Origin of the sequence: Granulicatella sp. HMSC30F09 (assembly GCF_001806915.1) — a bacterium.
GTDB lineage: Bacteria > Bacillota > Bacilli > Lactobacillales > Aerococcaceae > Granulicatella > Granulicatella adiacens.
The window spans coordinates 35,975-41,974 of the sequence record NZ_KV786428.1 but is presented as its reverse complement, the minus strand read 5'-3'; the positions used below and the strand labels follow the sequence as shown (position 1 = coordinate 41,974).

Genomic DNA, 6,000 nt, shown 5'->3' with positions numbered 1-6,000 from the left:
TACACACCAACCGTAACGGAAGTAACGCCAAGAGGTGAAGATAAAACATCGAGTGGAAAACAAGGGAAAGAACAAAAGGAAACACTGCAATTTACAGCGGGAGATCCAGACGTTCCAATGAAAATCGATGGTGATCAACCAGCGAAATTCATCGACCCAGAAACAGGAGACCCAACAGATAAGACAGAATTACCAGCGATGAAAGATGGTAAACAAGTCGGAACGTATAAATTAAATCCAAAGACAGGAGAAGTAACGTTCACTCCGAATAAAGACTTTGTTGGAACACCAGAAGGTGTCACTGTCCAAGCTAAAGATGCCAATGGTACTCCAGTAACTGCGAAATATACGCCAACTGTAACTTCTGTTACTCCTTCTTCTAAGGATGAAGTGACAACGGATGTTCAAGGCAAAACGCAAACTGCAAAACCTAAGTTTGAAGCAGGGGATCCAGAGGTCCCTCTAGATGATTCAGTTCCAGCAACCTTTGAAGATGGAACAACGACTAAAGTGATTCCTGGAGTTGGAACCTTCACTGTTGCTCCAGACGGAATGATTACTTTTGTTCCGGAAGCTGGCTTTACAGGGGTAGCTCCAACCGTAACGATTCAACGTGTAGACGTAAATGGAACAGTAGTAAAAGCAAATTACACTGCAACGGTTACGCCAGCACCAGTTATGCCAATTGAACAACATCCACAGGCTTCTCAACCAGAATTACCAAATACTGGTACTGGTGATGAATTTGGATTGTTTAGTGCAGCAGCATTAAGTATTCTAGCTTCTGTTGGATTAGTAGCGTCTTCTCGTAAAAAAGACGACGAACAAGAAGCATAACCAATCAATCAAATGAAGCGTGAGACTAGAAAAGATAGTCTCGCGCTTTTTGTTTGCCGTTGCAAAACTTTCTTTATAAGAGTAGACTGAAAGAGTACACGCGCAAAAGGAGTGATAATATGAAGAAAATCGAACAAAAAGATCTATTTGAATTAAAAAACGTAGCTCAACCGGTTGTGGCTGGAGGGGACATCTTCTTTACAGAAACGAAGATGAATGAAAAGAAGAATACTTATGAAACAGCTATTTATAAGTACACTAACGAAGGAAAAGTACCTTACGGAGATGATGGAACGGTCAATTCATCGCTTCAAGTATCGCCGGATGGGAAGTGGATTAGTTTTGTCAGTAATGAAGGAGAAGATAAAACTCCTCAATTGAAGATTCAAGCTGTAACAGGTGGGAAAGCCATCGCTCTGACACAGGAGAAAAAAGGTGTTTCCGTATATGTTTGGGGAAAGGATAGTCAGTCTATATATTATCAAACGACTAAAGCTGATGAAGAAGAAAAGAAAGAAGAATTCCCTCAACCGATCATCGTTGAAAAAACAACGTATCGATTCGATGGAGGAAGCTTCTTACCGAATAAAGAAACAACCCAAATTAAACAGGTAGAAGTAGCTACTAAAGAAGTGAAGACACTTTTTGAAACTGAAGATTCTATATTGTTCAGGGATGTGTTACATGATGGAGGAAGCCTTGTTGTAGACCGTGATTTATCTAATATTCGTTGGACATTAGATAGTGCAGAGGCTTGCTATGTGGATGTGGCCACTGGGGATATTCATCCTATTCTTGAAGCTGGAACAGATGAGTCTTACCGCTATATGTTGGATTCAAAAGAAGGAGTTATTTTAGCTTATAATTCAGGGGAACACGGTTTTGTTACACAAGTAGACATCGTATTCAATAAAGAAGGTCAACCAGGTTCAGAAGGAAGTATTTTAAATTTAACGTCTGGATTAGATGTGGAATGGGGAGACTGGCTAGTTGCTGACTTCCAACAATCGGTTACTGGAGTTGAACCTCAATGGATGGATGAGGAAAGCTTCCTTGTAAGTGCGAGTGTGGAAGGGAAAATCGTCTTATACCGTCTCTTCTTAGATGGAAGAAATGAAGTTCTTTTTGATAAAGAGGTTCATATTACAGGAGCCAAAATCATCTCAGAAAAAGAGCTGGTTATCACTTATTCAACGACGACACTTCCAAGCGCGTTAGCAAAATTGGATTTAACCACTGGAGAAATTACAAACCTTTATAATCCAAATGAAGCATACTTGGCGGAACATATCGTTACAACGCCTGAACGCTTTACGTATAAAGGTTACGACAACTGGGATATCCACGGATGGTATATGCCACCAGTCGAAAAGAAAGATAAGCACGCGGCAATTCTCTATGTACATGGTGGACCGCAAGTGGCTTACGGAGAAAGTTTCTTCCATGAAATGCAAGCACTTGCTGCTAAAGGCTACGGAGTCATCATGATTAACCCACGCGGAAGTAATACTTACGGACAGAACTTCGTGAAGAGTATTCTTGGCGACTACGGGAACCATGATTTCGACGACTTAATGATGGGGGTAGACTATATCTTAGAAACACATCCTGAAGTCGATGCGGACCAATTATATGTTGCTGGAGGAAGTTATGGCGGATTCATGACAAACTGGATTGTAACGCATACGGACCGCTTCCGTGCAGCCGTCACACAACGTTCTATCAGCAACTGGATTAGCTTCTACGGCACAAGTGATATTGGACAATTCTTCGTGGAAAAACAATTGCTTGATGACATTCATAATCCTAAACGCCTATGGGAAATGTCACCAGTAGCTCATGCCAAAAACGCAAAAACTCCATTGCTTGTTTTACACGGACAAAGTGACTTACGTTGCCCACAAGAGCAAGGGGAGCAAATGTATATGGCCATGCGTAAAAACAATGTGCCTACAAAAATGATTCTCTTCCCACAGTCTAGTCATGGACTCTCTCGTCAAGGATTACCAAATCTTCGTCAAGAACGTCTAAAAGCTATTACGGACTGGTTTGAGGAGTATTCAAAATAACCATTGAATAGAAAAAGAGTCGTATTTCATATCGAAATACGACTCTTTATTTTATTGAAATAGTTGTTGTTCGAGTGCACGACGTTGGACTTTCATCGTGGCAGTTCGTGGGAATTCGTCAAACGGTAGGATAATCGGTTCGTTTAAGTGGGGAAGGTTCACGAGTGTTTTCCACCATGCATCCCATAGGAATTCGCCATCACCTTTCACCGCCACAACTGGTTGAGGATAGCCATTTGGATCTTTTACAATGACGATTTCTTCAATCCAATCGTGAGTATCGAGCAAGAAGTCTTCGATGGCAAGCGTACTTGGTAGAGATTCGACTAAATCAACTTGACGGTCTTGCAAGATGAGTTCTCCCGATTCGTTGATATATCCATAGTCACCAGTATCCCACCAGTCGCCGTAGACATTCGCATTGAATCGGTCTTCCTCTTTATAGTAAGTCACAGCACGTCCTTTGGAAAACAAATGGATATTTCCTGGAGTATTTACTGGAAGAGGAGTCCCGTGTTCATTTGCAATTCGCGCTTTTGTGAAATCAAGATAACCAACGCCCATATTTCGAACATCTGTAGTAGGAAGACTTTCAAGGGTATGTTTCCGCACAATCGCTGGCCCACATTCACTTTGACCGTAGATTTGTAAGTAAATACCATTGCCTTCTTTATTGGTTCGTAAGAAAGTAGCCATTATTTCTTTATTAATTGCGTCAAAAGTAGAGTGATAGTAACGTGTATTTTCAAATAAATGAGGTTTCTCTTTTGCAAGGTGAGCCCACTGGACAAAATTATTCGGATGTGTCTCAATCGCAAGAGGAGAGTGATGCTGTAAAACCTTCTCTACATTTTGAACACTTGGATCAGCAATATAGAAATAAGGATAGCCAAGATTCATGAGCGAAGACATACCAATATTAAAGCGGGAATGAACGGGTGAAATATGGAAAGCCAATAAATCAACACGGTCCATTTTCTCCATGATGCTTTGTTGGAAGGCAATTCGCCACCCCATACTAATTGCAGAATGAGCAATGAGTTTGGGCACGCCAGTCGTTCCACTAGTATGCGTCATGTAACTAATCTCGGTGTCTGGTAGTGGATTAAAATCAACATCCGCTTCATCGGCCTGGAGGACATCACTAACTGAGAACGCACGTTTTTTCACCTCTTCAGGTAAAGAGGTAATTCTTTCAGCAGTAACGTCGTCAAACAGAATCCATGGCTTTTCTAAGCGCTCAGAGAAAATCTCAATAACTTCACTAGAAAGATGAAATGAAGTCATCACTGGAATAGCGCCAAGATAGCATACACTAACTGCAAGCCAGTACGTATCTACAGAGGAACTCTTATAGAGGAGAACTTTATCGCCTTGTCGAACCCCAAGAGTTGCTAATTGACGGGCGCGCTTGACAATCGATGCATGAGTGGCTTCATACGTTGTTTGGGTACCTAATTCTGGAAAAGCAGATGTTTTAGTATCTACAAAAATAGAGCAGTCAGGAAATTTTTCGCAAGCTTCTTTATAGTTTTTATAGAGTTGCAGTGGTTTAAATGACATAACAAAACTCCTTTCATTGATATTTATTATATCAGTCACAAAAAGGGAAAACAATGTGACTAAAAATATTGACAAAAGCAAGCTAGAAAGGTATATTATTAAAAGTTAATCGATAGGTTGCCAGTAAAGAGATATGTATTGACAGATTCTCTATTATTTGGTAGACTATTGGAGTTGAGAAAACAAGCAGAAGCATCCCGCTTCTCGCCTAAGTTGACAAGGGTCCTTGGGCTGATAGGAAATGTTCAAGTTTTAAAAAGACATTGGCAGCGGGAGTATTCGATTACTTCCGTTGCTTTTTTGCTTTTTTTCTCTCAAATATTCTTGGAGGTGAATATCATAGCAAAAGATATGATGGTCAATGATGGAATTCGCGCTCGTGAGTTACGTGTTATTGACAATAACGGTGAACAAATTGGTGTTCAAACGAAAAATGATGCTTTACGTTTAGCAGAACAAGCTGGACTTGATCTAGTATTAGTTTCGCCAAACGCAAAACCGCCAGTTGCCAGAATCATGGATTATGGTAAATATCGTTTTGAACAGCAGAAAAAAGAACGAGAAGCTCGCAAAAACCAAAAAGTCATCAATATCAAAGAAGTGCGTCTAAGCCCTACAATTGATGAGAACGACTTTAATACGAAGTTAAAAGCGGCGATCAAGTTCCTTGAAAAAGGTGATAAAGTCAAAGCAAGCATTCGCTTCAAAGGTCGTGCCATTACTCATAAAGAGATTGGCCAAAAAGTTCTCGAGCGTTTAGCAGAACAAGTTTCTGAAATCGCAACAGTTGAACAAAAGGCTAAAATGGACGGACGAAGCATGTTCTTGATGTTAGCACCTAAGAATGATAAGTAAAAAAGTAACAGGAGGAAAGTCTCATGCCAAAACAAAAAACACACCGTGGTTCAGCTAAACGTTTCAAACGTACAGGTGGTGGAGGATTAAAACGTTCTCAAGCCTTCACAAGCCACCGTTTCCATGGCAAAACTAAAAAACAACGTCGTCACTTGCGTAAACAAACAATGGTTCACGCTACTGACATCAAACGTATTAAACAACAATTAAGTCAAATGCGTTAATTCAGCACGCAAACTATTACATTTTCAAGCCAGTCGCAAGAGACTGATAGACCAAGGAGGAATTAATTATGCCACGTGTTAAAGGTGGAACAGTTACTCGTCGTCGTCGTAACCGCGTTTTAAAATTAGCAAAAGGTTACTACGGAGCGAAATCAAAATTATTTAAAACAGCTAAACAAGCAGTCATGAAATCATATATGTATGCTTACCGTGACCGTCGTCAAAAGAAACGTGACTTCCGTAAATTATGGATCGCACGTATCAATGCGGCAGCTCGTTTAAACGGATTAAGCTACAGCAAATTAATGCACGGCTTAAAATTAGCTGGTATCGAAATGAACCGCAAAATGTTAGCTGACTTAGCAGTTAACGATGCAGCTGCATTCACAGTATTAGCAGACAAAGCTAAAGAAGCATTAGCAAAATAATTTTATTTTCTAGATAATAGATCC

Annotated in this window: 6 protein-coding genes and 1 other annotated feature; of the genes, 5 read left to right on the top strand and 1 reads right to left on the bottom strand. The window is 40.3% G+C overall.

Going from position 1 to position 6,000, the window contains the following annotated elements:
- Both HMPREF3103_RS06395 and HMPREF3103_RS06390 read left to right on the top strand, forming a co-directional pair.
- On the top strand, positions 1-837 hold an 837-nt coding region (locus HMPREF3103_RS06395), incomplete at its 5' end, for an Ig-like domain-containing protein (RefSeq protein WP_148128817.1).
- Between the two features lie 119 nt (positions 838-956).
- On the top strand, positions 957-2,906 hold the full coding sequence (locus tag HMPREF3103_RS06390) for a S9 family peptidase (protein ID WP_070438400.1): 1,950 nt from the start codon (positions 957-959) through the stop codon (positions 2,904-2,906).
- A gap of 51 nt (positions 2,907-2,957) precedes the next feature.
- On the opposite strand, the gene HMPREF3103_RS06385 is transcribed toward HMPREF3103_RS06390, so the two are convergent.
- The gene (locus tag HMPREF3103_RS06385; protein WP_070438397.1) at positions 2,958-4,469 is read right to left on the bottom strand and encodes an AMP-binding protein; all 1,512 of its coding nucleotides are present in this window, start codon (positions 4,467-4,469) and stop codon (positions 2,958-2,960) included.
- A 178-nt stretch (positions 4,470-4,647) separates the two neighbouring features.
- Positions 4,648-4,776, top strand: a sequence feature (ribosomal protein L20 leader region).
- 44 nt (positions 4,777-4,820) lie between these two features.
- Here HMPREF3103_RS06385 and infC point away from each other — a divergent pair.
- The 3 genes from infC (at position 4,821) to rplT (ending at position 5,976) form a co-directional block, all read left to right on the top strand.
- Positions 4,821-5,324: a translation initiation factor IF-3 gene (infC, locus tag HMPREF3103_RS06380; protein WP_005605919.1), complete on the top strand. Its 504-nt coding sequence runs from the start codon at positions 4,821-4,823 to the stop codon at positions 5,322-5,324.
- 23 nt (positions 5,325-5,347) lie between these two features.
- Complete coding sequence (gene rpmI / locus HMPREF3103_RS06375) at positions 5,348-5,548, top strand: 50S ribosomal protein L35 (protein ID WP_005605917.1); 201 nt, start codon at positions 5,348-5,350, stop codon at positions 5,546-5,548.
- 68 nt (positions 5,549-5,616) lie between these two features.
- Positions 5,617-5,976 carry a 50S ribosomal protein L20 gene (gene rplT, locus HMPREF3103_RS06370; protein WP_005605911.1) on the top strand — a complete coding sequence of 120 codons (360 nt, stop codon included), beginning with the start codon at positions 5,617-5,619 and terminating at the stop codon, positions 5,974-5,976.
- Positions 5,977-6,000 lie beyond the last annotated feature (24 nt).

Bases quoted from the DNA above. Each gene is read 5' to 3' on its own strand.
- HMPREF3103_RS06390 (WP_070438400.1), top strand. From the start codon at position 957: ATGAAGAAAATCGAACAAAAAGATCTATTTGAATTAAAAAACGTAGCT.
- HMPREF3103_RS06385 (WP_070438397.1), bottom strand. From the start codon at position 4,469: ATGTCATTTAAACCACTGCAACTCTATAAAAACTATAAAGAAGCTTGC.
- infC (WP_005605919.1), top strand. From the start codon at position 4,821: ATGATGGTCAATGATGGAATTCGCGCTCGTGAGTTACGTGTTATTGAC.
- rpmI (WP_005605917.1), top strand. From the start codon at position 5,348: ATGCCAAAACAAAAAACACACCGTGGTTCAGCTAAACGTTTCAAACGT.
- rplT (WP_005605911.1), top strand. From the start codon at position 5,617: ATGCCACGTGTTAAAGGTGGAACAGTTACTCGTCGTCGTCGTAACCGC.